The sequence below is a fragment of the Scytonema hankhaensis NUACC26 genome, from assembly GCF_045865695.1.
Taxonomy (GTDB): Bacteria; Cyanobacteriota; Cyanobacteriia; order Cyanobacteriales; family Nostocaceae; genus Scytonema.
This window is the reverse complement of sequence record NZ_BAACAP010000254.1, coordinates 159185-182950: the sequence shown is the minus strand read 5'-3', so window position 1 is coordinate 182950 and position 23766 is coordinate 159185. Positions and strand designations below refer to the sequence as shown.

The 23766-nt window shown below is 40.1% G+C and carries 23 protein-coding genes; 17 read left to right on the top strand and 6 right to left on the bottom strand.

The features are described from left to right. Positions 1–33: 33 nt before the first annotated feature. From ACKTT2_RS51155 to ACKTT2_RS51135, 5 genes are all read right to left on the bottom strand, one after another. Entirely contained in the window at positions 34–864 is an 831-nt protein-coding gene (locus ACKTT2_RS51155; RefSeq protein ID WP_407900799.1) for a hypothetical protein, read from the bottom strand. Positions 865–904: 40 nt separating this feature from the next. After that, on the bottom strand, positions 905–1132 hold the full coding sequence (locus ACKTT2_RS51150) for a type II toxin-antitoxin system HicA family toxin (RefSeq protein WP_407900798.1): 228 nt from the start codon (positions 1130–1132) through the stop codon (positions 905–907). Next, entirely contained in the window at positions 1129–1332 is a 204-nt protein-coding gene (locus ACKTT2_RS51145; protein WP_407900797.1) for a type II toxin-antitoxin system HicB family antitoxin, read from the bottom strand. The genes ACKTT2_RS51150 and ACKTT2_RS51145 overlap by 4 nt, the downstream gene beginning before the upstream one ends. A gap of 86 nt (positions 1333–1418) precedes the next feature. Continuing rightward, on the bottom strand, positions 1419–2636 hold the full coding sequence (locus tag ACKTT2_RS51140) for a DUF790 family protein (RefSeq protein WP_407900796.1): 1218 nt from the start codon (positions 2634–2636) through the stop codon (positions 1419–1421). A 36-nt stretch (positions 2637–2672) separates the two neighbouring features. Further along, a complete protein-coding gene (locus tag ACKTT2_RS51135) occupies positions 2673–4196 on the bottom strand; it encodes a DEAD/DEAH box helicase family protein (protein WP_407900795.1) in 1524 nt (507 codons plus the stop codon). Positions 4197–4322: 126 nt separating this feature from the next. Here ACKTT2_RS51135 and ACKTT2_RS51130 point away from each other — a divergent pair, with 126 nt between their 5' ends. The 12 genes from ACKTT2_RS51130 (at position 4323) to ACKTT2_RS51075 (ending at position 16544) form a co-directional block, all read left to right on the top strand. Beyond that, positions 4323–5621, top strand: a complete 1299-nt coding sequence (locus tag ACKTT2_RS51130) for an adenylate/guanylate cyclase domain-containing protein (RefSeq protein ID WP_407900794.1) — start codon at positions 4323–4325, stop codon at positions 5619–5621. Between the two features lie 213 nt (positions 5622–5834). After that, entirely contained in the window at positions 5835–8165 is a 2331-nt protein-coding gene (locus tag ACKTT2_RS51125) for a hybrid sensor histidine kinase/response regulator (protein ID WP_407900793.1), read from the top strand. Positions 8166–8409: 244 nt separating this feature from the next. Next, positions 8410–8616 carry a UPF0175 family protein gene (locus tag ACKTT2_RS51120; RefSeq protein ID WP_407900792.1) on the top strand — a complete coding sequence of 69 codons (207 nt, stop codon included), beginning with the start codon at positions 8410–8412 and terminating at the stop codon, positions 8614–8616. Next, positions 8613–8891, top strand: a complete 279-nt coding sequence (locus tag ACKTT2_RS51115; RefSeq protein WP_407900791.1) for a PIN domain-containing protein — start codon at positions 8613–8615, stop codon at positions 8889–8891. Before ACKTT2_RS51120 ends, ACKTT2_RS51115 begins: the two co-directional genes overlap by 4 nt. A gap of 295 nt (positions 8892–9186) precedes the next feature. Beyond that, complete coding sequence (locus ACKTT2_RS51110; protein ID WP_407900790.1) at positions 9187–9981, top strand: SDR family NAD(P)-dependent oxidoreductase; 795 nt, start codon at positions 9187–9189, stop codon at positions 9979–9981. A gap of 265 nt (positions 9982–10246) precedes the next feature. Next, complete coding sequence (locus ACKTT2_RS51105; protein WP_407900789.1) at positions 10247–10555, top strand: hypothetical protein; 309 nt, start codon at positions 10247–10249, stop codon at positions 10553–10555. 248 nt (positions 10556–10803) lie between these two features. Next, the gene (locus ACKTT2_RS51100; protein ID WP_407900788.1) at positions 10804–12183 is read left to right on the top strand and encodes a pentapeptide repeat-containing protein; all 1380 of its coding nucleotides are present in this window, start codon (positions 10804–10806) and stop codon (positions 12181–12183) included. Between the two features lie 103 nt (positions 12184–12286). Beyond that, a complete protein-coding gene (locus ACKTT2_RS51095; protein ID WP_407900787.1) occupies positions 12287–13141 on the top strand; it encodes a ParA family protein in 855 nt (284 codons plus the stop codon). Positions 13142–13160: 19 nt separating this feature from the next. After that, complete coding sequence (locus ACKTT2_RS51090; protein WP_407900786.1) at positions 13161–13925, top strand: hypothetical protein; 765 nt, start codon at positions 13161–13163, stop codon at positions 13923–13925. A 129-nt stretch (positions 13926–14054) separates the two neighbouring features. Further along, positions 14055–14606 (top strand): Uma2 family endonuclease, encoded by a 552-nt coding sequence (locus tag ACKTT2_RS51085; protein WP_407900785.1) that lies wholly within the window; start codon positions 14055–14057, stop codon positions 14604–14606. A gap of 82 nt (positions 14607–14688) precedes the next feature. Further along, entirely contained in the window at positions 14689–15336 is a 648-nt protein-coding gene (locus tag ACKTT2_RS51080) for a class I SAM-dependent methyltransferase (RefSeq protein WP_407900784.1), read from the top strand. Between the two features lie 128 nt (positions 15337–15464). Further along, positions 15465–16544, top strand: coding sequence for an ATP-dependent 6-phosphofructokinase (locus ACKTT2_RS51075; protein ID WP_407900783.1), 1080 nt, complete (start codon positions 15465–15467; stop codon positions 16542–16544). 232 nt (positions 16545–16776) lie between these two features. Here ACKTT2_RS51075 and ACKTT2_RS51070 read toward each other — a convergent pair whose 3' ends face one another. Then, on the bottom strand, positions 16777–17364 hold the full coding sequence (locus ACKTT2_RS51070) for a Uma2 family endonuclease (RefSeq protein WP_407900782.1): 588 nt from the start codon (positions 17362–17364) through the stop codon (positions 16777–16779). A gap of 370 nt (positions 17365–17734) precedes the next feature. Between ACKTT2_RS51070 and ACKTT2_RS51065 the strand changes: the two genes are divergently transcribed. From ACKTT2_RS51065 to ACKTT2_RS51045, 5 genes are all read left to right on the top strand, one after another. Continuing rightward, on the top strand, positions 17735–17878 hold the full coding sequence (locus ACKTT2_RS51065; protein ID WP_407900781.1) for a hypothetical protein: 144 nt from the start codon (positions 17735–17737) through the stop codon (positions 17876–17878). After that, positions 17875–18063, top strand: a complete 189-nt coding sequence (locus tag ACKTT2_RS51060) for a hypothetical protein (protein WP_407900780.1) — start codon at positions 17875–17877, stop codon at positions 18061–18063. The genes ACKTT2_RS51065 and ACKTT2_RS51060 overlap by 4 nt, the downstream gene beginning before the upstream one ends. Before the next feature lie 358 nt (positions 18064–18421). Further along, positions 18422–19201: a peptidylprolyl isomerase gene (locus ACKTT2_RS51055; RefSeq protein WP_407900779.1), complete on the top strand. Its 780-nt coding sequence runs from the start codon at positions 18422–18424 to the stop codon at positions 19199–19201. Between the two features lie 29 nt (positions 19202–19230). Beyond that, complete coding sequence (locus ACKTT2_RS51050; RefSeq protein ID WP_407900778.1) at positions 19231–22182, top strand: peptidase domain-containing ABC transporter; 2952 nt, start codon at positions 19231–19233, stop codon at positions 22180–22182. Between the two features lie 54 nt (positions 22183–22236). Next, positions 22237–23691 carry a beta-barrel domain-containing protein gene (locus ACKTT2_RS51045; protein WP_407900777.1) on the top strand — a complete coding sequence of 485 codons (1455 nt, stop codon included), beginning with the start codon at positions 22237–22239 and terminating at the stop codon, positions 23689–23691. Positions 23692–23766: the final 75 nt, after the last annotated feature.

Genomic DNA, 23766 nt, shown 5'->3' with positions numbered 1-23766 from the left:
TACCCACTGATATTTTTGTTTCCCATTTTAAACTCATCGAGATTCTGCTTCAATACCGAACCGAAGAGTTGGGGAAGAACAACGCCAATTTTGTCTGTTAGACCTAACGGGAACACAACCTTGCGATCGCATTTCCTCTGCTGATATATCATTAGGTTTGTCGAATAACCAGTAACCTCTTGCATCTGGTTCTGATTCAGCTTGTAAAACTATATCGTTTTCTGGTGTGTCTTCATAATAGGAATCATCGGGATAATCTTCGTTATAAGAGTCACCTTCACCATAGCGCTCTTCAGGAGAATATCTGTCTGAGTTTCTATCTTCCCTTCCCCATCGAAGCCTTCTTGAAGGACAACTCCAATTTGGTCCTGGAGAATTTAGGCGAACACAACCTTGCGATCGCATTTCATCTGCTGATATATCATTAGGTTTATAAAATAACCAATAACCTCTTGCATCCGGTCCCGACACCGCTTGTAATTCTTCCTCAGAAACGACATCACCAGCTTCTTGGCGCGAATCTCCACCATCAACCTCTACCCTAATACTTTGGCGAGGACAACGCCAATCCGGTTCGTCAGAACCTACAGGTATATTTGCTGGAACACAACCTTGCGATCGCATAGCTTCCGATGAGATATCATTAGGTTTAAAAAACCACCAATCTCTTCTATTTTCCGATCTTGATACAGCCGTTAGTTTTCGTGTAGGGTAGACTTGCTTGTTATAAGAGTTTGATAGATTGCTTTCTTGTAACCTATTGATACGAGGGTTTATTTCCTGTGCCAAGGTACAAGATGCATTAATATTCCATACAATAGCAGTTGCTATGAAAGATAAAGTTGTCAATTTATTTTTTCTCATACTTCTGATTTAATAGAAACTAGCAATTCAATATTTGCTTTTACAACAAATATAAGAAATCGTCTAAGCTTATACGTGCCTGTTTTAAAATCTTAGCTAAAGTAGTGCGCTTGACTGGTCGATGAGCGGGAACTGTTAAATTTAAAGTTTCTTCTGACAAGGGTTTTTCTAACCGGATGTGACTCCCACGTTGACGCACAACAAGCCACCCATCTCTTTGTAAAGCAGCAATAATTTCAGTATATGGTAAGCTTGGAACTTTGCTCACAATGCTAACTCTCTCACAATAACTCCTTCTGCAACATTAATTTCATCCTCTGATGGTTCCAAATACAGTTCTATTGCCTCCTGTATATTATCTAATGCTTCTTCAATGCTTTCCCCTTCACTAATGCAACCTGGAAGAGAAGGTACATAGACAGTATAGCCGCCTTCATCACTTGGTTCTAATACGACTTTTATCTTCATAATCAAGTTTTGTACTCCATTTATTTGAAAATTGTGTAATAGGAGTAATGTAAATCCCATAAAATCAATCTAAAGATTTTAGCTATCTACGATTCCAGTACAGCCAAGACAGATTTCGGTAACAATTTATCCTTAAACCAAATAATACGAGCAGGAACATCATTCAATTTTACACCTGCCTTTTCCAAATTCAATCGCTCAGAAATAGCCAAAATCAAATTATGAGACTGTGCGCGACGAACTTGTGCAAACTTTTTTTGTAAATATTCCGGTCTCCAATATCCCACAATCTCTAATAAAAACGAGCGTCCATCGGGATGAACCAATCTAAAATCTGGAATCATAACACTTCCAGGTATCGGAATCAAGTCAACTTCTCGCTCTAATACCCAATCAGTTTTTAAAGCATCCCACTTGTCAGCGAAAGAATGTTCCAACATACTATCATAAGGCTTTCCTGGGGGATAATGCGTTACCAAACCGCAATCAGAATTCAGAGTAAACCGCCCTGTTTTCCAAGCATTTGTGTAAACATCCCTAACTTGAAGCGTAGAAGAAAGACTCCATTTTGTAACGTGAAGTAAAGCAGGTATGAGTTTAGCAATTGCCAAACCATACCGCGTACTGGAAGTAAACAAACTTGTAGGACCATCAATTGTAATTGTAAACCCGTGGTCAGCATCTCCCTCTATATAAGACATTAATTGAAACAATTTGAGATATCGAAATAAAAGCTTATACTGTCCTGGAACATTGCGATGAGCATTAATTGTTAATTGACTTGCCTTATAAAAAATCCCCTGCACCTGAGACAAATTGTAGCGGTGTAACAAACTCTCAGGTTGAGGCGCATCAAAAGCAGTCAAAATTTTATTTTCCGATAGATCGGCATACAACCCATTACGAACTTGTTCCGACACCACTTCCCGCCCAACTTCGCGAGTTAACTCATCAGCAACCGCTTGCAAAGTCACCTCCGTCAATTCACGACTTGGAACAGACTTAGCCGCCAAAGCAAACACCTTTTCTCGTAACATTTGAGGTTCCAAAGGACTAACCACCTCAAACGTACAGAAACTGCTTTTCAAAATATAAGCCAAACCACGCTTGACCTTATAATCCGTAGTATCGCCCTCAAACTCCAACAACTGACGCTCGAGCACTCCCTGAGAACTATTCACCGCCTTCTGAAAAAACCCAATCAACTCCGTCGCCATCCCCAAAGTCTTATCATCAACCTTCAACCTTTTAGGAACAATCTCCTCCCCATTTTGCCTGTGACTCAGTAAATCACCAGGTAACATAAAACCTACCTCCCAACCCAAATTATTCAACCTACATCAGCGTTCGTCTGCTACAGGGTGCGGTTTATTATCAATCTTATAATTCAAATCCAACTGTTCAGCCGCTTTATAACTTTGTCCCCCACCACTTCCATAAACCACCTGCAAATTCCCTTTCCCCTGCTCCTCTGTTCCCCTGCTCCCCTGCTTTCTTTCAACACCTCGCCGCCTAGCCGAAGTCCCCTCCTCAGTCGTATCCTCAGCCACCACCTCATACAAAATCGCCTGCTTATTCCCCTCCTTACCCCTTCTCAAAACCCTTCCCAAACGCTGAATATACTCCCTTGCCGAACCAGTTCCCGATAAAATAATAGCAACAGCAGCAGCAGGAACATCCACACCCTCATTCAACACGTGAGAAGCCACCAAAGTCCTATATACCCCCTCACGAAATTTTGTTAATATTTCATGCCGTTCTTTCACAGGAGTTTGATGAGTAATTGACGGAATCAACAATTCCTGAGAAATTCTATAAACCGTCGCATTATCAGCAGTAAAAACCAAAACTCGCTCCGGATAATGTTGCGTTAATAAATCTATCAAAATCCTCAACTTCGCATCAGTTCCCAAAGCAATTTCTTTAGCTTCGCGATGCGCTAACATAGCCCTACGTCCTGCTTGAGAACGAGCACTCATTTGCACAAATCTTTGCCAACCTTGTATGCTACCCAAAGAAATCTTTGCTTCTTTTAAAAAATCATTGCGAGTTTGAATCAGTAGATTGTATTTTTCCCGTTCTTGTTGTGAAAGCTTGACCTTAATTTGAACAATTTCGTGTTCTGCTAACGCTTTCCCCGCGAGTTCCTCAGCCCTTTTACGATAGACTTCTGGACCTATTAAAATATTTAAATCCGCATGCTTACCATCCGTCCGTTCCGGTGTAGCAGATAACCCCAAACGATAGGGTGCGATCGCATATTCAGCAATAACCCGGTTAAAATCTGTTGGTAAGTGGTGACATTCATCAAAAATCAGTAAAGCATACCGATCCCCAAGCGATTCTGCATGAATAGCTGCACTATCATAAGTTGACACGAGGATAGGAGTTTTATCGCGAGAACCCCCTCCCAACAATCCCACCTCAGCATCGGGAAACGCCGCTTTCAAATGAGCGTACCACTGGTGCATTAAATCCAGAGTCGGGACAACAATCAAAGTTGTACGAGGCGTTGATTGCATTGCCATTTGCGCCAAATAAGTCTTTCCAGCTGCTGTTGGTAATACCACTACCCCCTGTCTTCCCGCCAACTTCCAAGCAGCTAGCGCCTCGCTTTGGTGGGGATAAGGCTCCATTTCCAGACTAGAATTCAACTCTATGGGGTAAAACTCTTTAGCCTCGTCAATAAAACTCGTATCTTCAGCTTGTAGCGCTTCTACCAAAGGACGGTATTGAATTGCGGGAATCCGAAATTTTTCTACCCTGTCATCCCACGTTGCAAAATCCATCCAGCTTTTACCGCGAGGTGGTGGATGCAAAATTAATGTGCCACGATCGAAGGTTAATGTAGGGGTGCGACCCATATAAATGCTTTTTCCTACTCCTGAAACTGGGAACTATGAACTAGAGGCTGGGAATTGGGAAATCATCCTGTTACTAGTCTCTCGTACAGAGTTCCTTCATTAAATATTAATAACGTAATTATACGTATGATAAATCGGAACGGCTCAGATAAAACACAAGTTAATGCATTTATCAACCAGATCAAATCGTATTGGAGGCGACCTCCCCGTCTTTTCGACTCCTACAATGCCCAACGCCATCGCTTTACAGTCAAGCGATTGCGGCTACAAGCACAGGTTATGCTAATTGTTGGGTTAACAGTTATTGCATTTTTCTTGTGGTTGAACGTACAACCTTCTGGTAAACTATCTGCTCTCACTCTTGGGGTTTTTATAGAAATAGTCATAGGAGCTTGTTGGTTTTTCTCCAAAACTCAACTTGGCTATCGTCATCCTCACTTTATCTTTTTAACTTTAAGTTGGTCTGTAACTTGTATCAATCAAATTGGAACTGCTTTACTTTTTGGTATCGTTGAGCCAAGAATTGGTATTTGGAATTTAATGTTTCTCACTCAAGCAACAATCGTTCCCGTTCAATGGCATCTTCATGCGATCGCTCAAATAGGAACTATCATTTGCTATTTGACATTGTACGGGTTATTTCAGCCTACCTTAAAATATCCGTTTCCTTATTATATGGAACAAGGGCTATATTTATTTTGGACTTGTGTCATTTGTAATTTATCTGTTTATTTTTACGATAAACTCCGAAAGGAAGAATTCCTCGCTCGCAAAGATTTAGAAGTCGCTCAGGAAAAGTCCGAGAAGTTATTATTGAATATTTTGCCAGAAACCATCGCAGCAAAACTGAAGCACCAACGGACTACAATCGCCGATAATTTCCATGAAGTCACAGTCTTGTTTGCCGATATTGTCGGCTTTACAGAACTTTCCAGTATTACCTCTCCCACAAAATTAGTTGAGTTACTCAATGAAATTTTTTCCAAATTTGATAAACTAGCAGAATGGCATGGAGTCGAAAAAATTAAAACAATTGGTGATGCTTACATGGCTGTAGCTGGATTGCCCATTCCACGCAGCGACCATGCAGTCACTATGGCTAAGATGGCATTAGATATGCAACTCGCCATCCAACAGTTTAACAAAGAGAGAGATTCGTCGTTCCGCATCCGGATTGGTATTAGTACGGGTCCTGTGGTAGCAGGAGTGATTGGATTGAAAAAGTTTACTTATGACCTTTGGGGAGATACAGTCAATACAGCGAGTCGTATGGAATCCCATGGAATAGCAGACTGCATTCAAGTGTGTGAAGCAAGTTACGAGTGCTTAAAAGATAAATTTTTGCTCGAAAAGCGGGGTTTAATTCCTGTCAAAGGCAAAGGAACGATGATGACATATTTATTGAAAGAAGAGAATAGGGCGTAGGAAATAGGGTTGATGACGTACAGAAATTAATTGTTAAAAAAATTATATTTTTTTAAATATATGTATAAAAACACAACAGACTTCAAGCATAGCGAGCGCTAAAATTTATACAAACTTAATATACAAATAGCTATCTCGAACTGCGTAGACCAAAATAGATACAAATGATATTTGCCCTACTCCCTATTTCTCACGAGCAAAGGAAAAACAACATTGAAACAAATTAGATTTCTTCTTGAACCTTATTTCATAACTACCTTGGCTGTAGGTAGTGCTTTAACACTAACATTACTACTACAGTCAATGTTAACGCCAACCTTGTTCCAACTCTTTTTCGCATCTGTCGCAGTTAGTACTAGGTACGGCGGAATGGAATCAGGGTTGTTAGCTACTGTTTTGTCAAGCTTAGCTATTGGTTATTTTTTCATCAAACCTATATACTCAATTGATATTTTCACTGTTAATAATCTTTTGCAGTTGGGTACGTTTATTCTTGTTTCAATACTGATTAGCTCGCTCAACTCAGGGTTACGTAATGCAAAACAGCGCCTTGAGATAAGTGTTCAGAAGTTACGCTCGAGTGAGACAAGGCTTAGACGACTCGTTGAATCTAATATTTTTGGTGTTGCTTTTGGCGATTCGAGTGGCGGTATCCACTATGCCAATGACTATTTCTTAAATATGGTGGGATATACTCGTGAGGATTTCCGCTTAGAGAAGGTGCGCTGGGATACCATGACCCCACCAGAGTATCGGCAAAAAGATTTAAAAAAAATAGAAGAATCAAAAAAGGATGGAATTGCTACTCCTTACGAAAAGGAATATATTTGTAAGGATGGTAGTCGCGTACCTATTCTTATTGGTGGTGCGCTCGTAGAGGAACCAGGGAAAGATGAACCGGAAATGATAGCATTTTCTCTGGATTTGAGCGATCTCAAACGGGTGGAAAAAGCGCTGCGACAGCGAGACTCGGAGATGCGTCTGATTACAAATGCCGTACCCGCACTCATTTCCTACGTTGATGCTCAACAAAGATATCGTTTCAATAATAGAGGCTATGAAGAATGGCACGGAATTTCCGCGTCAGATATTTATGGCAAAACAATTAAAGAAGTTGTGGGCGAGTCAGTTTATGAGTCAATTCGTCCGTATGTAGAAGCTGTTTTGTCAGGAGAACACGTAACTTATGAAACTAATTTACAATACGAAAATGGTACAATCCGTTATGTAAACATTTCTTATGTTCCTCAATTCAATTCTCATGAAGTAGTAGGATTTGTTGCCCTAATTCAAGATATTACAGAGCGCAAGCAGGCAGAAATTGCTTTGAAAGAAAGTGAAGAACGGTTTCGCCAACTTGCAGAAAAAGCCGAAGCAACCAACCGGATAAAAGACGAGTTTTTAGCCACACTCTCACACGAACTCCGCACTCCTCTAAACGCCATGCTTGGTTGGACGCAACTCCTCACAACTCGAAAGTTTGATGAAAATAAGACGGCTAAAGCTTTAGAGACAATAAACCGCAATACTAAATTATTATCAACACTGATTGAAGATGTTTTAGATGTTTCGAGAATTATTACAGGGAAACTGCGCTTGGAGGTTCGCCCAGTAAAACTTGTACCCGTCATCCTTTCAGCTATCGAGACTATAAGTTCAGCTGCTGACGCTAAAGACATTACTATCGAATCTTTTTTAGACCCCTCTATCGGTGTCGTTTTGGGCGATCCCAATCGCTTGCAACAAATTGTTTGGAATTTACTTTCCAACGCTGTTAAATTTACACCTCGCGGTGGTAAGGTTGAGGTGAAATTGTCTATAGAAGAAAGTCAGTGGGAAAAAACTCAACAATCAGTACTGATTAAAGTTAAGGATACAGGAGAAGGAATTGCTCCCGAATTTCTACCTTACGTGTTTGAACGCTTTCGTCAAGCGGATAGTTCGAGTACGCGATCGCATGGAGGATTGGGATTAGGTTTAGCGATCGTTCGTCATCTAGTAGAATTGCATGGCGGTACAGTCCGCGTCACAAGCCCAGGACTTGCTCGAGGTACGACATTTATTATCAGTTTACCTCTGAAGATAGGGGGAGAAGGAGAGAGTGGGAAAGTGGGGGAAAAAGAAAAATTGTTATCCTCCCATCCCCCTAGCCCCCCATCACCTCATCCCCTCAATGATTTGCGGGTTCTCGTCGTGGATGATGAATTGGATGCACGTCAGATAGTTACAACAGCATTAGAACAATATCAAGCAAAAGTCATGACAGTAACTAGTGCCGCAGAAGCACTTGTTGCTTTGCAAGAATTTCAACCAGATGTACTAGTGAGTGATATTTCCATGCCACAAGAAGATGGCTACTCCTTGATTCGTAAAATTAGAGCATTAAGTCAAGACAAGAGTGGGAGTATTCCTGCTGTGGCGCTAACAGCATATGCTAGAGCAGAAGACTGTACTCAAGCACTGCTTGCAGGTTTTCAACTACACGTTCCCAAACCAGTTAACCCAGATGAATTAGCAGCAGTTATTGCTAATCTTGTTAAGTAAATGTAGGTAAGTCAGTACAATTAAAGTTAATTAGCGAGGATCGTCATTAGTCATTCGTCCTTGATAAGGATTTATGGTAAATTTACATTTTGTAATGTACTGCGGTTTATTTCCACCTGGCTACTTAGAATGGTGGAAAGATCAAGTGAAGATATTATGGTACTAGCTTTTGACTTATTAAATTTTTAGCAAGAGGAAAAAATGAGTATTGTCATATCAGATGAAACTTTACACGAAGCGTGGAATGACAGAAGCCGAATTTAAACAGGAAGTTGCCCTGTTGCTGTTTGAGTCAGGAAAACTTCCCCTTGGACATGCTAGCAAGTTGGCAGAAATGAATAAAATACAGTTTCAACAATTGCTTCAAGAACGCAAAATTCCTTTATATTCTTATGAAATGGAAGATTTTGAACTCGATTTGAAGAATTTACGGGAGTTGGGTAGGTTGTGATTGTTGTCAGTGATACTTCACCAATTACCAGTCTTGCGGCTGTTGGGCAATTAGAGCAACAATTGGACGAAGGGGAATGTGAAGCCATAGCTTTAGCGATTGAGCTTAATGCAGAACTGCTACTTATTGACGAAAGGCGAGGAAGAGCAAAAGCCGATAAATTAGGACTACGAATTACAGGGTTGTTAGGCGTTTTGGTTGAAGCGAAACGAAAGGGTTTGATTGTAGCTGTCAAAGGTTGTAATGGACGAGTTGATTGCAGTAGCAGGATTTAGAGTGGCGGATGCTTTGTATACTCATATTTTACAAATTGTGGGAGAGTAGTTGCAGTCTCTCACCCTTCCAATAAATCTCGCTTTCGAGATGGTAAACTAGCTCGCGAACATATCTGCTGAGATCGAGCCAGTAGTACTAGTTCAGATCGGATTGCTATCCCCTGACAAGCTTTCTGTGGCAGGGGTTGAAAGCGATCGCAAAGTGTCAGATATGTCTTTGCCTGCTAATAAGCTTAGCCAGCGTGTTGCCATAAATCACTAAATTCGAGCGGTTGTTTATTGGGAGTCTTGCATTATGGATCTTCAACTTACAAATAAAGTGGCTCTAGTCACTGGCTCAACGGCAGGAATTGGACTAGCAATTGCTACTAGTCTTGCCCGAGAAGGAGCAAACGCGATCGTTAACGGACGAACGAGCGATCGCGTGAATGCAGCAATCGAGCAAATTCAACAAAATGTACCCCATGCCAAGCTCCAAGGAATTTCCACCGATTTGGGAACTCAATTAGGAGCCAGCGAGTTGTTTGAGCAAATACCAAAACTAGATATTCTAGTGAATAATTTAGGAATTTATGGTTCTAAAGCCTTTGCAGAAATTTCTGATGATGAATGGATGAAATTTCTGGAAGTGAATGTCATAAGTGGAGTACGACTTTCTCGCCAGTATTTACCTTTGATGTTGAAACAAAATTGGGGACGCATCATTTTCATTTCCAGCGAGTCAGGAGTGAATATTCCAGCAGAAATGATTCACTATGGGGTTACTAAAACAGCACAACTATCTTTGGCTCGCGGTTTAGCAGAGATGACAACTGGCAGCAATGTAACAGTCAATTCCATATTACCAGGTCCAACTCGTTCTGAAGGTGTAGAAGATTTTATTCAAGGATTGGCGAAGGATCGAAACATCAGCCCAGAACAAGTTGAGAAAGAATTTTTTGAGAAAACACGCCCCTCTTCTCTTATTCAAAGATTTGCTTCAACATCTGAAGTTGCTTCTCTGGTTGCTTATATAGCCAGCCCCCTATCCTCAGCGATTAATGGAACTGCATTGCGGGTAGATGGTGGCGTAGTGCGATCGATTATTTAAACGAAGTTCAAGTATATACAACTTTTTCTTACCCACCTAGTACAAGTCGGCGGAAATAAGGTAACCATTCGTAACAGACAAAAAGCTGACAATAAAAGCTTTTGAGTTTTCTGCCCTCTGCCTCCGTACTTCTGCCTTCATGTACTAGTTTGTTAAATTTACTTGGTGGGTTTTTCATCTCACTCCCATTTCTTTTGAACCTTTTTCTCAGTCATCCTGTCTAATAATTACAAGTCGCAAAAACGGATGCAGGAGAAGCCCTCAAGTGTTAGTTTTGCCAACCAAGGTTTCACAGGATAGCCAGTTCAACGGCAAATCAGACAACGAAATTGATAGTTACTTAGTGCGTCGGTGTTTGCAAGGCGATACCCAAAGCTACAGACAGCTCTACTGTCGCCATCAGCAAAGGGTGAGGTTGATTCTCTATCAGCTATGCGATCCATCTTGCCTTAATGATGTGGTGCAAGAAGTGTTGAATTCTAGCGATCGTCTGCCACTAGATCGTCCCCAAGTTAGAGCTGCTTTTGACAAACTTTATAGCAGTCCAGATGCCTTTGCCCAATGGCTTTGCTAAAGATGCTCATAATATATGCGCTTGCTGGTGTGCGAAGAGAAGACTCAGTACTATGTTTACTGTCTCTGGGAAGAAAACTATCAAAAGTTGTATTAGCCAAGAAAAAAGTTATGAGCAAACTTTAGCACAAATTGAAAAAGTAAGGACACCTAAGCTTGTTTCTGACAAAGCGCTAGACTTACATAAAATGTAATGTAAAAATATACCAAGATACGGGTGTCATAACTTTAAGTTTAGGGAATACAGAAGTGGCGAATTCAAAGCATCTTGTTGAGTTACACAAAGGAGTGAAAAGTTGGAACCAATGGAGACGAGAAAATCCCCTAATCATTCCCGATCTTAGAAAAGCCGATCTCAGCCTAATAGATTTGAGGTTTGCCGTCCTTACAGAGGCAAAGTTGAGTGGAGTCAATTTTACCAATGCTTGCCTTGCCTCGGTCAAATTCAGCAAAGCTGATATGAGTAACACTAATCTTAGCAACACTGATTTGAGATTTGCCGAGCTTAGCAGATCTAATCTCAGTGAAGCTAGTCTCAGTGAAGCTAATCTCAGCGAAGCTAACCTTAGCAAAGCCATACTTAACAATGCTTATCTAATTCGTACCAATCTCAGTAGAGTTCGCCTATGTAACGCTGACCTCAAATTGGCTGTTCTAGAAAGAGCTAATCTTCAAAACGCCGATCTTAGCTGTGTTCAAGCATTTGGCAGTAACTTCAAAGGCGCAAATCTCACTGGTGCTTGTATAGAGAATTGGAAGATTAATCGTGAAACAAATCTAAATAATGTGCAATGCGATTATGTTTACCTAAAAAAAGGCTATAGTTTTGAGTTCAAAAGTCGCCACCCTAGCGATAGAATGTTTTTACCTGGAGAATTCACTAAACACTGTACACTAGGTCATGAAATCGAAGAATTCTTTTTTCCTAATGGAATTACAGAAATGTTTCAGTTTGTTGAAGAACAACAAAAGCAATATACTGATAAAGTGTTTGCAATTCAGGAACTTGAACCGCAAATTAATAACGCGGTTGCTGCTCGCCTAGAAATTTTACCGGTAGTTAATCAAGAATCTACTACAAGATTTTATGAAGAACAAATCCAACTTGCTAGAGCAACTTATGCACTTCAGGTAAAGACTCAAGTAATTGAGTTGTACAAACAACATAACAATGAGATTATGGAGCTAGCGAAGCTCGCTCTTGGAAAACAATCAATCAACAATGTCAACGTGGAGGCAACTACCGTGTCGAATTCTGAAGGATTCACCAACAATTTACAGGGAGCAAATATTGCCAATTTCTCTAATCAGATGCGTGATAATGCGCGTCAGCAAGCCTACCAACATAATTACTCTTCAGAAACAAGAAGCCTTGCTGATGCTGCAAAAGAAATTCAAGTACTTCTTGACCTTCTCTCCCAAACCTATCCTACTAATAGTATGGTAGATAAATGTACTTTTGCAAATGAAGCTATTCAAAGGATTAATAACGATCCCTCGCTTAGTCAGCGTATTCTTAGTGCAATTAGTGCTGGAAGTACTTCTGCATTGGAACAGTTCCTTAACCATCCTGCTGCTAGCTTTGTCATTAGTGCGCTGGAAGATTGGAAAAAAACACATGAAAAATGACATAAAATTAGTTACTAAAATATACGGTGTACATAATAAATAAACCAAAGGCTAAATTTCATAAAATCAATTTATCAAAAAATATTTACTAGGGAGTAAATTTATGAAAGTGATTGCTGTTTACCACAATAAAGGTGGGGTTGGAAAGACGACAACAGTCATTAATCTTGCCGCAGCATTAAGTAAAAGAAATAAGAGAGTTTTAGTTATTGATTTAGATAGCCAAGCAAATACAACTTTTGCAACAGGATTAGTAAAATTTGATAATGAAATTCATGACGATTTAAAAGAGAACTATGTTTACCAAGTAATTGCGTACCGAAATAATTATTTAATTGCAGAGGTTGCTCGGAAATCACACTTTACAAATCCACCGTTTTATGTAGTTCCTAGTCATATTGATTTGATGGAACATGAACAAGAATTGATTCAGCAGCCACAAGCTTTAACTAGACTTTTAAAAAAACTAGATGATGTTCGTAATCAATATGATATAGTTTTAATCGATACACCACCATCTCTCAATCTTTATGCGCGAATTGCACTGATTACAGCAGACTATCTACTAATTCCATCAGACCTTAGACCTTTTGCAAATGAAGGATTGAAAAATGTTCGTCGTTTTGTAAACGAAGTGAATGAATTTCGTGAATCAATTATGAAAGAACCAATTGATATCCTTGGAGTGATTGCGTCTAAAGTAGGAACTTCACCAAAGTTTGTAGAATATACGCTCCCTAGGATGATAGAAATTGTTGAACAACAATATGGTTTTCCTGTATTGGATTCAAAGATTTTTGAGCGTCGCGAAACATCCAAAGCAATTGAAAAAATACAAGAAGTTGGAGATATTCTAATTCCCGATCCAATTTCTATCATGGATTATGAACCCAAATCTTTAGCCGCTGTAGAATTTGAGAAATTAGCGCAAGAAGTCATGCAGCTTATACGTATTTAGTTAGTCCAAGGCAATAAAAATGGAACTCCTAACCTCAATCATTGATCTCGACAGTATTCAGATAAAAAACTCACTCTTCAACCCTGTAGAGAGAGTAACTCAAATTGATGCTTTAGCAAATACAATTGTTGATTTAGGTGGTCTAGTAAATATACCAGTAGTACAGAAGATTAACATAGATGATTATCAACTAATTTCAGGGTTTCTAGAATATTATGCTTATCTCAAAGCACGCGAACTGAATCCTCGTCTACCAGACCGTATTACAGTTTTCATATCAAATAATAAAAACCAAGCAGCAATTCGTCAACAATTAGAAATTTTACAAACCCTTGAAAATAAGAATCAAACTTTATCTCAGCAGAAACCTATAAATCAGTCTGAAGTTGATTTGCAAATTAAAAATATAGAGTCTTCTATCAAGAACATTAGTAAAAATTTGTTGACTGTAATGGAAAACTTAAAAACAGAACTTAAAGCAGAACTAATTGCGATAATCGATGCCAAACTACCTCAATCTATTTCTCCTTTAGATGCATTTAACCGTATTTTAGAGCCAGATATTGCATATAAAGTCCAACGCAAGCTTGAGTTATTACTTAATGCTAGCAAAGCTAAAAAAGTTGTAGCACGATTACAAGAAGCTAGTAAAAGCAAAAAATATCCGTATTTTCAAAATTTTTCGGAAATATTGGAGCTTTTAAAAGAATCACAGAAAGGCAGATTGGTTAGCTTAATATCTAAAGAGAAAATGATACAGATTATAGATCGGTGGAATGATTAATACAATTTAATAGTATTTGTTAACTTGCTTCACTTTTCATCTGCCACAATTCTTACCAAATGTAGTCTACATTAATTCTTTAGTGAATATCATAAAAATAGAACAAATAATTGAGGAGAATCAATCGCCATGACCATCATGACTGCAAAATGGACGATTGACGAGTATCATCGTATGATTGAGGCTGGTATTCTGGACGATCGCAAGGTTGAGCTACTCAAAGGAGAAATTGTAGAAATGTCGCCAGAAGGAGAAACCCATGCTTATTCTAGCCATGAAGCCAGTCAGTATTTAACAAAATTACTAGGCAACCGTGCTACAGTACGTCAAGCCAAGCCTATTACTTTGCCTAACAATTCTGAACCCGAACCAGATACTGCTATTGTCCAACCTTTAGGGCGTGAGTATCGAGTTCACCATCCCTATCCAGAGAACATCTTTTGGCTGATTGAGTATTCCGACTCTAGCTTAGATAAAGATTTAGACAAGAAAAGCAAGATTTATGCTGAAGTCAGTATATTAGAATATTGGGTCGTTAACCTCAAAAAACTACAACTAGTAGTGTTCCGCGATCCTAGTGATGGAGAGTACGCTACAAAATTTACCCTCACTACAGGAACCATTCAACCTCTCGCCTTTCCTGACATTTCTGTATCGGTAGAGGAAATTATCAATGCTTAGATTATACTTCTACAAACCAACTTCAGATCGCGATTCAAAGGAACCACCGGAATCTGTAACTAGCGACTTGGGTTAAGATAATATGACTGAGGAGCAGCCCAATTTTATGAGTGTTCGAGCAGCATATGATGATTGGTCAGATACATACGATACTGACGAAAATCTAACACGGGATTTGGATCGAGCGATCGCCAAAGAAACCTCGCTCGGTTTGAGTTGTAGATCGGTGGTTGAAATTGGCTGTGGTACAGGTAAAAATACTCTTTTGCTCTCGCAAATTGCCGAAAAAGTCCATGCCATCGATTTTTCAGCATCTATGCTTGAAAAAGCTAGAGAGAAAGTGAATTCAGCCAACGTAACATTTTCTCTAGGAGATATTACAAAACCATGGGGTTGTGAGAATGAATCTGCTGATTTGATAACTTGCAATCTCGTTCTAGAACATATTACAAATCTCTCATTTATATTTTCAGAAGCAGCCCGCGTATTAGTCAAAGGAGGGTATTTCTTTATATCTGAGCTACATCCTTTCAGACAATATAGAGGAACAAAAGCTAATTTTCAAAGGAATCAGGAGATAATTGAAATCCCAGCTTTTGTGCATCATATATCAGATTATATTAGCACGGCGAAAGACTATGGTTTCATTCTTGAGGACTTCAAAGAATGGTGGCACGAGCAAGATCGCGATAAACCACCAAGAATAGCATCATTCTTGTTCAAAAAGTGAAGGTAATGCAAAAAGCGCGATTGCACCATCCGATTTATTAAAATTACTTTGGAATTTTCAGCTATTGAATGCCACTAATCTCTTATTGTACTAGTGAATACACTTTACAGTAAAAATGTAAAAAACATATGGGAGAATACAGGCGTATTGGCATTCTGACAAGTGGGGGCGATTGCTCGGGTTTGAATGCGGTCATAAGAGCTGTAGTCCATTGTGCTTGCGGTAAAGGTTGGGAAGTCCTGGGAATCCGTCAAGCAACTCTCGGATTAATGGCGCGTCCCGAACAATTTACAAAATTGGAAATTGACCAAGTAGACCCTCTGTTAACTTCTGGTGGAACAATGTTAGGAACCACCAACAAAGGCGATCCTTTTGCTTTTCCTATGCCTGATGGTAGTATGTGCGATCGCTCAGAAGAAATCATTGCAGGCTACCATCAACTGGGTTTAGATGCTTTGATTGGAATTGGCGGCGATGGTAGTTTGGCTATTCTCCGTCGCTTAGCACAACAAGGCGGTATTAATTTAGTGGGTATTCCCAAAACGATTGATAATGATATTGGGATTACCGAACATGCGATCGGTTTTGATACGGCAGTGAATATTGCGACAGAAGCACTCGATAGATTACATTTTACTGCTGCTTCTCACAGTCGTGTCATGATTTTAGAAGTGATGGGTCGTGATGCGGGACATATTGCTATCGCTGCAGGAATTGCTGGAGGAGCGGATGTCATTTTAATTCCAGAAATTCCCTACACCATCGATCATATCTGCAATAAGATTAAACAGCGCCAAGAAAAAGGCAAAAATTACTGTTTAATTATTGTTTCCGAAGCAGTTCGTACAGCTGAGGGGGAAACCGTTACAATGACAAATCGTTTGGGTCAATCGCGATATGGAGGTATTGGTCAGTACTTAGCCGATCGAATTAGCGATTGCATCAATGCAGAAACCCGAGTCACAGTTTTAGGACATATCCAACGGGGTGGAACGGCTTCACCACTTGACCGACTCGTAGCAGCTGCTTTTGGCGTAGAAGCAGTCAATCTCATCGCTGAAAATAAATATGACTACATGGTAACATGGCAAAATCGCCAGGTTGTTGCTGTGCCAATTGCTGAAGCGATCGCGCAGTACAGAGCTGTAAACCCAGGGGATACCTTGGTGAAAACTGCTCGTGGTTTAGGTATTTATTTGGGAGATTAACCAATAAGGGATTGTTAAGAAATAAGTTATAGCGGTTTTCAATTGGGTGCAGTACATAAAAAAGTTATGGAACCGCAGCCTGTAGCAGCCCGTAGCAGATAAATCTGTATTTCATTCAAGTGAAAACTGCTATATTCATCTTGTGGAACGGGCGTCCTCGCCCGTCCTAATTTTGGCAGAGGGCTGTGAGTACCGCACTGCAACAATTTTGAGAGATTTTTTATTTTCAGACTTATTCAATCGCGCCTTGTGGAAAAATCCGCTTCAAGTTCAACATAGAGTCTTCAAATCCAGGAATTGGAATTTCCTGATGAGATAAAAAAATCTGCTTGTTGAGATAGCCAAACTTCCCCTGACTATTTTGATAGGGTTGACTGTAACACTCAAGTTGCCGCTCCTGCAAATTTACGATCCAGTAGTTAGAAACACCTGCGTTTGCATACAATGACAGCTTCGTTGTTTGGTCGTAATCTAAAGTTTTGTCAGAAATTTCAATAACTAAGAAAATATCTTCAGGATAGGGATGATGCGCGAGATAATCTTCATCTGTTCCTTTTGCAATGACAACATCTGGTTCAGGCTCACTCTGATTGGGTAGAGCGATCGGATCTTGACCGCGAATAACTGCTCGGTCACCTAAAAGCCGGTCTAGTTGACGACACAGAATGGAAGCACAAACTGTATGAGGTCTTCCTTTTGCAGTCATTGAAATGAGTTCTCCTTGTATCAGCTCGATCCTATCTCCTTCAGTCAGAAATCCGAGATCGATAAGCCGATGGTATTCGTCAATTGTAAATCGCTTTGGTTTCGCAACAGCCATGGGATTCGTTAAATGTGGAATTACTTCCACTTTAGATTTTATGCCAATAACCTCTTACATAGCAATTCTATTTGATTGGTGAAAATTTACGGTATTCAGATACCCAACTTTTTAAAGAATCGGGGAGCTAACTTTTCACGAATGATTTAGAATTGTTATACATTAATTGCTATGATTCTGAAGGAGTATAATTATGACTTCCGCTAAATCTATCCGGACAGTACGTCGAGGAAGAATTTTTCCCTAAATCCAGTGGACTGCTGAAGAGAAAGCCAAAATTAAAGCTCAAGACGAGGAATTTCACCGTCGTTGTAAGGTGATTTTCGATCGTGTGAAACCTAATTATATCCAGACCCACTACGGTTGGTATATGGTTATTGAACCGAATAGTGGTGACTACTTTATTGACCGAGATGAAGAAGTCGTTATGCAAACTGCTCGTCAGAAGCACCCTGGTACTGTACCATTGTTTTTCTTTCAAATTAATGAGACAGGGGTTTCCGGAACTGTATGATTCAAGGCTCTTTTGGGGATGATTATGCTTTGTTGTTTGAAATTGAACTGATTGCTGAGGATGGTCTAGAACTACCAATTGACGTAATGCTGGACACGGGGTTCTCTGGATGGTTGGCTATAAACGAACAAGATTTACAAGGACTCGGTTGGGTTTACGTGCAGACGCGAGTACTTAGGGAATAGTACAAGTTGAAAATTAACAAATGTAAACTTCTTCAGGATGTTGCGTAATGTCACCTAACAGTGCCGATTAATTATATGAAGGTCTAGTTCAAGTTTTACACTTACAGGAAGGTTCCTATCAGAGGAAAACCTCTGACAGAACCAGAACTTACCTTAGTACACATCAACTCACACCTTTTTCAAGAGGAGCTGATATACAGAAGAATATAACACATGACTTTATTTAGATACCTGAGTATTCTTGGCATTAAGTTGTAATTTTTTGACAAAGTTTGATTAAATTTGTGCATTTTTTCAATGAATCATACGTAGTTGCTTGTTAGCAATCATCACAAACAGTTAAGGAGTTTTGCAGGGTATGGCTTATGAGATAGAAATTGGCGATCGCACGCTCGCTAGCGAAGAACTGATGACTTTGCTAACTCAGTACAACATGATGCCTCAATTTTTAAGAGAGATCCTTATAGATAGAGCGATCGCACAAATAACCTGCACGAGGGAAGAGATCTCTACAGCTAGCCAGCATTTTTTCAAACAACATCAAATTAGTAATTCTACCGAACATGAAGCATGGCTGAAACATTACAATCTCAACCACAAGCAATTTCAAGCCCTTATAACTCGCAAGTTGAGAATAGAAAAATTCCAGCAAGAGACATGGGGAAACAAACTAGAATCTTACTTTCTCCATCGGAAGCCACGCCTAGATCGAGTCATATACTCTTTGATTCGCACGCAAGAATTAGGCATTGCCAATGAACTGTATTTTCGCATCCTAGCAGGAGAACAAACCTTTGCCGAAGTTGCGCGGGAATATTCTACAGGACCAGAAGCAAACACAAATGGAATCGTCGGACCTGTTGACCTTGAGTCTTTGCACCCCGGTTTAGCAAAGCAACTTCAAGTTAGTCAACCAGGACAACTCTGGCGTCCCATTCCTTTTGGTGAGTTTTTCGTCATTATACGCTTAGAAAAACTTCTTCCCGCACAGCTCGATAAATTTATGCAACAACGTCTGTTGAAAGAGTTATTTGAAAGTTGGTTACAAGAACAAATTCATCAGTTATCAGATAGAGATAAAGCTTGGATGATGGTAACCCGCAAACAGCCACAAGAGAAATCTAGTAACGCCGCATAAAGAAAGATTAGAAACGATTGGTGCAGCATATGATGACAAATACTTCTATCGATATTCAAGAATTCTTAACAGCTACATTTCCTTTTTTACACTTATCAGAAAAGTCCCTAGAAAACCTCCAGAAAAAAGTGCAATTGTTGCGCTACCGTATGGGTCAAACTATCGCAACACGGGAAGTTATGCCCGAACAGATTAGCATTATCTGTCAAGGACAGGCTCGTCTTTTAGGATACGATCCTCGTTCGGATAAACCCGACACTCTGATGTTGCTGCGATCGGGAGAAGTTATAGGTTGGGTCAGTCATGTAAGGGATGTGGCTTGTGAAACTGCGATCGCATCTACAGAAGTGCTTTGTCTGAATTTGCCTGCTACCGATTTTCTCTCTTTAATGAAGCAAGAATCAGCCTTTGCGGAAGCATTGCACAATCGAGTCTCCCTAATAGAACTGTATGAATTATTAGGAGAAGAACTCAATCGACGAGCTGATGGCAACACCGATTTACTCAAACTAACACGAACTGCTTGGGAAACAGCCGTTGTGCAAACATTCCCCACAGGACAATCCTTCTTAACTCCTAAAAACGGAGAAGATTATTTGTGGCTCGTCAGTGGTAGTTCTCATACTGCATTTCCAGTCGGCAGCCGTATAGACTTAGACGCTAATAGAAAACTACTCCTCAACAGAAGTATGCGTTTAATTGGCGTGCCACAGTATTTGCTACCAGCATCTATCATTCCTACAACAACACTCACAAAAACAGATTCTTGGCAATCTGATATTCCCTACGCCGCAGAAATCGTTACCAACCCAACCACAACTAAACAATCCCAAAGAGAAAAATATCCTTATATTCGAGCTAGAGGTCCCATTGACGCAACCCTAGCTTGCTTCCAGATGTTAAGCCAGTATTTTCATATGCCCTTCCGGCGAGATATGCTACGGCGAGTTTTGACTAAACAACAAGAACACGCGGGTAGTCTATCTCTGCAATTTTGCGGTGCAGTCGCAGAGTTAATGGGGTTGACAACCCAAATAGTCAAAATTCCTGCATCTGCTGTCAGTCGCTTGCAACCTCCCGTTATGATTTCCTGGCAAGATACTTTTGCGGTTATTTACAAAACCAGTCCCCAGGAATTACTCATTGCCGTTCCCGAAATGGGACTCGTGCGTCGTAAGTCACGAGACTTTGCTGAAACTTGGGGTAATGAAGGGGAAGTTTTACTGCTGCAACCCACAAAATACACGCCTAAATCCCGATTTGGTCTTTCTTGGTTTGTCCCTTCCCTGAAACGCTATCGAAAAGTTCTCATTGAAGTCTTGATTGCTTCGATAGTGGTACAGATTTTTGGCTTGGTGAATCCTCTGGCAACACAAGTCGTCATTGATAAAGTGATTGTTGGCAATAGCCCTAGTACCTTAGAAGTTTTCGGTATCTTTTTAATAGTCGTCTCTATCGTAGAAGCCATTCTTTCTAACGTCCGCACTCATCTATTTGTAGACACAACAAACCGCATAGACCTCTCGTTAGGTTCAGAAGTTATCAATCACCTGCTACGCTTGCCACTATCTTACTTCGATCGCCGTCCCGTGGGCGAACTCGCAACGCGGATTAACGAACTCGAACACATTCGTTCCTTCCTTACGGGTACGGCTTTAACCGTGGTCATGGATGCGGTTTTTTCTGTCATTTACATCTTTGTCATGGCAATTTATAGTTGGGTGCTGACATTAGTGGCTTTAGCGACAGTACCATTATTTGCCCTCTTGAACCTATTAGTATCGCCAATTATGCGGCGACAATTGCATGAAAAAGCCGAACGCAACGCCGAAACTCACTCCTATTTAGTCGAAGTGATGGCGGGAATGCAAACAGTCAAAGCGCAAAATTTAGAATTACATTCTCGTTGGCAATGGCAAGAACGCTACGCCCGCTACATTAGTGCTGGGTTTAAGACGATTTCTACTCAAACCACTGCTGGATCTCTCAGCAACTTCCTCAACAAACTCTCTACTTTATTGGTTTTGTGGGTAGGAGCTTACCTGGTTCTCAACGGACAACTTACCTTGGGACAACTTATCGCTTTCCGCATCATTTCCAACTACGTCACAAGTCCTCTACTACGTTTAGTTCAACTCTGGCAGAATTTCCAAGAAACAGCTTTATCCTTACAACGTTTGAGTGATATTCTCGATACACCCCAAGAAGAGGAACAGGGAGAACGTCAAAATATCCTTATGCCTGCTATTGAAGGTCATGTTCGTTACCATAATGTTTCCTTTAGCTTCCGTCCCAACAGTCCCATGCAATTGTGCAACATCAATGTCGATTTGCCTGTGGGTTCGTTTGTAGGTGTTGTCGGTCAAAGTGGTTCTGGGAAAAGTACTTTGTTGAAATTAATACCTAGACTTTACGAGCCAGCTTCTGGAAAGATTGTAATTGATGGCTATGATATCAGCAAAGTAGAGCTTTATTCTCTCCGCCGTCAAATTGGCGTGGTATTACAAGATACTTTATTGTTTGATGGAACAATTCGAGAAAATATTGCTTTAGGATATCCTGATGCTAGCGATGAAGAGATTATTGCTGCTGCCAAAGTTGCTTATGCCCACGACTTTATTATGTCATTGCCCAATGGCTACAATACCCAAGTTGGCGAACGAGGCTCTGGGTTATCTGGGGGACAAAGACAGCGAGTTGCGATCGCCCGCACTGTCTTGCAAAATCCGCAATTACTGATTTTAGACGAGGCTACAAGTGCTTTAGATTACAATGCAGAAGCACAAGTCTGTCGTAACTTAGCAGAAGCATTCAAAGGCAAAACAGTATTTTTCATCACTCATAGGTTGACGACTATTCGTAACGCTGATGTCATTTTGATGATGGATAAAGGTGCGCTCGTCGAACAAGGAACTCATGAAGAGTTGATGTCTCTTAAAGGCTATTACTACTGTTTGTATCAACAACAAGAAAAAATTTAGCTAACCACTGTACGGGCGCAAGGCATTGCGCCCCTACTAACCACTAACAATATTATGAACACAGAATATAAATTTGATACACCTGTTATATTAGAACAATCCTCAATCTGGTCGCGAACAATTGCTTGGGCAATTATTGGGGTCACCGCTTTTACAGTTATTTGGGCATCAATCTATAAAATTGATGAAGCAATTCCCGCAACTGGTAAGCTAGAACCACAAGGTGCAGTGACTGATGTGAAAGCGCCTGTAGGTGGTGTTGTAAAAGTCATTCATGTGAAAGATGGTCAGCGAGTGAAAAAAGGTGACATTCTTGTGACTCTGGAACAAACCTCCGCGAAAGCACAGTTGGTATCATTACAAAAAAATCGTGCTGCTCTAGTACAGGAAAATGATTTTTATCGCCGTCATTTAGCAGGGAATGTTTCACCAAACCTCAAACTAGGAGCAACACTTAACATTCGTCCGGAAATTGCTTCTTTAACTCAAAGTCGTGTGGCAATTGTAGCTGAAAATCAAGTTTATCGCGCACAATTAAGTGGTTCTATAGCAGGAGTTACCTTGACTCCAGATCAAAAGTTACGCTTGCAAAGTCGCGAATCAGATTTTAGTTCTCGCCTAGCAGATATTCGGCTAGAAAAAGAGAAAACAATTGAGAAATTGAGCCAAAATCAGCTTGAACTAAGTAGTGCGAAAAATGTGTTGGCAATTGGTCAAAGAATTTTCAAAGATATGGAAACAGTTATGAAGGAGGGCGCTTTTCCACGAGCGAGGTATTTAACTCAACAGCAGGAAGTTGTAAAGTCTCAAGCAGAAGTTGCTCGTTTGATAAAAGAACAGCAGCAATTAAAACTAGCGATCGCTCAATCCAATGAAAAACTTCGCAATACTGAAGCTCTTTCTAAAGAAGATTTACTCTCCCGCATAACAGTGAATGAAAAAAGTATTGCTGAAATCGATAGTCAACTGACTAAAATTATATTGGAGAATCAAAAGAAAATTAACGAAATTGACAGTCAAATCAGTCAAGCACAGGAGACTTTACAATATCAAAGAATTAGCGCTCCCGTAGATGGAACTATTTTTGAAATGCAACCCTCAAGTTCTGGATCTGTTGTGAATACGACTGAGCCTATTGTAAAAATAGTTCCTAATGAAGATTTAGTTGCTAAAGTTTATATTACTAACCGCGATATCGGCTTTGTTAGACAAGGACAGAAAGTAGATGTCAGAATTGATTCTTTTCCTTTTCAGGAGTTTGGTGATATTAAAGGGGAACTAATTTGGATTGGTTCTGATGCTTTACCTCCAGATCAAATTCACAATTTTTATCGTTTTCCGGCAAAAGTACGTTTGGATAAGCAATCTGTCTTAGTGAGCGATCGCTCTTTATCGCTACAATCAGGTATGTCCATCAATGCCAATATCAAATTGCGTCAGCGCACTATTATGAGTATTTTTACTGATTTCTTAGTACAGAAAGCAGAAAGTTTGAAGTCAATTCGCTAGATTTACCTAGAGTGACATTGGCTGATATGGAGTATTGCGACGCTCTAAAAGAAATCGGGTTTATGCATAAATTAC

What these genes read in the sequence shown, in the direction of transcription:
- ACKTT2_RS51080 (WP_407900784.1), top strand. Translation starts at nt 14,689, where the DNA reads ATGACTGAGGAGCAGCCCAATTTTATGAGTGTTCGAGCAGCATATGAT.
- ACKTT2_RS51110 (WP_407900790.1), top strand. Translation starts at nt 9,187, where the DNA reads ATGGATCTTCAACTTACAAATAAAGTGGCTCTAGTCACTGGCTCAACG.
- ACKTT2_RS51070 (WP_407900782.1), bottom strand. Translation starts at nt 17,364, where the DNA reads ATGGCTGTTGCGAAACCAAAGCGATTTACAATTGACGAATACCATCGG.
- ACKTT2_RS51095 (WP_407900787.1), top strand. Translation starts at nt 12,287, where the DNA reads ATGAAAGTGATTGCTGTTTACCACAATAAAGGTGGGGTTGGAAAGACG.
- ACKTT2_RS51055 (WP_407900779.1), top strand. Translation starts at nt 18,422, where the DNA reads ATGGCTTATGAGATAGAAATTGGCGATCGCACGCTCGCTAGCGAAGAA.
- ACKTT2_RS51075 (WP_407900783.1), top strand. Translation starts at nt 15,465, where the DNA reads ATGGGAGAATACAGGCGTATTGGCATTCTGACAAGTGGGGGCGATTGC.
- ACKTT2_RS51060 (WP_407900780.1), top strand. Translation starts at nt 17,875, where the DNA reads ATGATTCAAGGCTCTTTTGGGGATGATTATGCTTTGTTGTTTGAAATT.
- ACKTT2_RS51120 (WP_407900792.1), top strand. Translation starts at nt 8,410, where the DNA reads ATGACAGAAGCCGAATTTAAACAGGAAGTTGCCCTGTTGCTGTTTGAG.
- ACKTT2_RS51130 (WP_407900794.1), top strand. Translation starts at nt 4,323, where the DNA reads ATGATAAATCGGAACGGCTCAGATAAAACACAAGTTAATGCATTTATC.
- ACKTT2_RS51155 (WP_407900799.1), bottom strand. Translation starts at nt 864, where the DNA reads ATGAGAAAAAATAAATTGACAACTTTATCTTTCATAGCAACTGCTATT.
- ACKTT2_RS51140 (WP_407900796.1), bottom strand. Translation starts at nt 2,636, where the DNA reads ATGTTACCTGGTGATTTACTGAGTCACAGGCAAAATGGGGAGGAGATT.
- ACKTT2_RS51085 (WP_407900785.1), top strand. Translation starts at nt 14,055, where the DNA reads ATGACCATCATGACTGCAAAATGGACGATTGACGAGTATCATCGTATG.
- ACKTT2_RS51090 (WP_407900786.1), top strand. Translation starts at nt 13,161, where the DNA reads ATGGAACTCCTAACCTCAATCATTGATCTCGACAGTATTCAGATAAAA.
- ACKTT2_RS51065 (WP_407900781.1), top strand. Translation starts at nt 17,735, where the DNA reads ATGGTTATTGAACCGAATAGTGGTGACTACTTTATTGACCGAGATGAA.
- ACKTT2_RS51050 (WP_407900778.1), top strand. Translation starts at nt 19,231, where the DNA reads ATGATGACAAATACTTCTATCGATATTCAAGAATTCTTAACAGCTACA.
- ACKTT2_RS51045 (WP_407900777.1), top strand. Translation starts at nt 22,237, where the DNA reads ATGAACACAGAATATAAATTTGATACACCTGTTATATTAGAACAATCC.
- ACKTT2_RS51135 (WP_407900795.1), bottom strand. Translation starts at nt 4,196, where the DNA reads ATGGGTCGCACCCCTACATTAACCTTCGATCGTGGCACATTAATTTTG.
- ACKTT2_RS51145 (WP_407900797.1), bottom strand. Translation starts at nt 1,332, where the DNA reads ATGAAGATAAAAGTCGTATTAGAACCAAGTGATGAAGGCGGCTATACT.